Origin of the sequence: Curtobacterium sp. B8, from assembly GCF_000333315.1 — a bacterium.
In the GTDB taxonomy this organism is placed as follows: Bacteria; Actinomycetota; Actinomycetes; order Actinomycetales; family Microbacteriaceae; genus Curtobacterium; species Curtobacterium luteum.
Genome location: NZ_BACW01000071.1, coordinates 1 through 2,238, shown reverse-complemented (window position 1 = coordinate 2,238; position 2,238 = coordinate 1). Strand labels below are relative to the sequence as shown.

Sequence of the window (2,238 nt, the reverse complement as noted above, 5' to 3'; positions counted from 1 at the left end):
ATCACCTCCCCGTGACGCGGGCGCTCTTGACGTGCCCGCGGTCCGGCCGGAGGCCCATCTCCGCCATCTGGTACAGGATGCGGCGCTGCACGGGCTTGAGGCCGTCGCGGGCGTCGGGGAGTGCCCGGGAGTAGATGACGGAGTACGCGTACTCGAGGAAGGAGCCCTGCATCTCCTCGGAGACGTCGACGTCCTCGATGCGTTCACCGTCGGGCAGGCCGACTGCTTCCGTGCGTGCCATGGCACCCTTCTGCGAGACTGGGGAGGATGGGAACCAGCGTACCGACGGCCCCCGACGCCGCAGCGAACCTCGCCGACGTCTTCCCGAGTTGCCTCGTCGCACTCGGCGCTGCGGACGACGCGTGGTTGCGATCACACGGCCTGGAGGCACGGATCGCCCTCCGCCCCGCCCGCTCGGCGATCGTCGTGCTGGTCGACGGGCTCGGCGCCGCCGCGCTCGCGGCGCGTGCCGGACACGCGCGGTGGCTGGCCGCGCCGCCCGCGAGCGGCGCCGCCAAGAAGCTCCGCAGCGGGTTCCCGACCACGACGGCCGCGGCGCTGAGCACCCTCACGACGGGACGCCCACCGGGCTCCCACGGCGTCGTCGGCTACAGCGGCTGGAACCCGGACACCGGGCGCGTGATGAACCTGCTCAGCGGCTGGGACGACGAGGTCCCCGCGGGCTGGTTCCTCGGCCCGACGCTGTTCACCGAGGCGACGGGCATCGGCGTCGACCCGGTCGTGGTCGGCCCCGGGCGCTACCGGACCTCCGGCATGACGGCGAACGTCCTCGGCGGAGCCCGCTACGTGTCCGCCGACTCGATCGCCGACCGGGTCGACGCCGCCCTCGCGGAGACGCTGACGGGCCGCTCGCTGGTGTACCTCTACGTCCCCGAGCTCGACTCGGTCGGCCACAAGCACGGGTGGCAGTCCGACCGCTGGACCGCGGCGCTCGAGCTGCTCGACGGCGAACTCGCACGCCTGGACCGCACGCTCCGGCCGGACGTCGGTGTCGTGGTCACGGCCGACCACGGCGTGCTCGACGTCCCCGACCACGCGAACATCCCGATGGACCCGGCGCTCCTGGAGGACGTCGTCGGCGTCGCCGGGGACCCGCGCTGCCGCCAGCTGACCGTCGCACCGGGCACCGACGTCCGGTCGCTCGTCGGGCGGTTCCGGGCGCGCTACGGAAAGAAGGCGTACGTGGCGACCCGTGCCGAGGCGATCGACGCCGGGTGGTTCGGCCGCGTCGCGCCGGAGGTCGTCGAGCGGATCGGCGACGTCGTGCTCGTGGCCCGCGGCTCCTGGGCGTTCAACGACGACCGGGCTCTCAAGCCCGGCGAGACCCCGAAGCGGATGCTCGGGCAGCACGGGGCGATGACGGACGAGGAGACCTTCGTCCCGCTCCGCCTCGCCGGCGCCTTCGCGGGCTGACGACGGCCCGGACCGGACGGCAGACGCGACCGGCCCCGTCACGCGCGGTGCGTGGCGGGGCCGGGGCGGGCCTCTCCCCACCGGCACGGCCGGTCCGCCGCTGGCGCGTCGCACCGGAACCGGCGGCGTGGGCCCAGGCCGGTGGTCAGGAGGTGTGTCGGATCAGGCGGGATCCTCTGGGCGGGTGCCGAAGACGATCTCGTCCCAGCTCGGCATCGAGCGACGGTTGCGCTTCCGGCGCTCCTGGCGCCCGTCGCTCTCCGGTGCCGACGTCGGACGGGCGTCCGGCTGCGGGGCGGTGTCCGACGACTCCTCGAAGCCCTGCAGCGGGATGTCGACGACGCTGATCGAGGTGCCGCGCGGCTCCTCCTGGTGCTCGGTGAAGGACGCCGCCTCACGCTCGCCGCGACGTCGGCGCAGCGCCTCGAGGAGGTCGGCCGTCTCGTTCCCGGGGGCGCGCTCCTCGGGCGTCGCCGCGCCGATGCGGGGGAGCGGAGCGCGGAGCGGGGCCCGCTCGGCGACCTCGGGGTTCGTGAGCTCCTCGTCGGGGGCGTCGACGCGGAAGGCGCCGGAGTCGAAGCGGGTGCCGTCGGCGTCCTCGTGGTCGTACTCNACGGCGCGGAGGCGCGGCGCGATGCCCTCGTCGTCCGTGTGGGACAGGCGGTGGGCGTCCCCGTTGTCCGGCACGAGCGTCGCGGTCTTCGGTTCGAAGCGCCACTGGGCGTCGTGCTCGACCTCTGGCACGGTGTACCGGACGCGGACCTGCCCCCGGTTTCGACGTGCTTCCCGAGGCCCACTCGACCC

At 74.4% G+C, this 2,238-nt stretch carries 2 protein-coding genes and 1 pseudogene; 1 reads left to right on the top strand and 2 read right to left on the bottom strand.

Going from position 1 to position 2,238, the window contains the following annotated elements; genetic code table 11:
• Window positions 1-7: 7 nt before the first annotated feature.
• Window positions 8-241 (bottom strand): annotated as a pseudogene (locus tag I59_RS01990) (DNA gyrase subunit A); the annotation flags it as partial.
• Window positions 242-267: 26 nt separating this feature from the next.
• Here I59_RS01990 and I59_RS01985 point away from each other — a divergent pair.
• Window positions 268-1,434: an alkaline phosphatase family protein gene (locus I59_RS01985; RefSeq protein WP_022902440.1), complete on the top strand. Its 1,167-nt coding sequence runs from the start codon at window positions 268-270 to the stop codon at window positions 1,432-1,434.
• Window positions 1,435-1,596: 162 nt separating this feature from the next.
• On the opposite strand, the gene sepH is transcribed toward I59_RS01985, so the two are convergent.
• A partial coding sequence (gene sepH / locus I59_RS23295) for a septation protein SepH (RefSeq protein ID WP_031272449.1) occupies window positions 1,597-2,238 on the bottom strand: 642 nt, incomplete at its 5' end.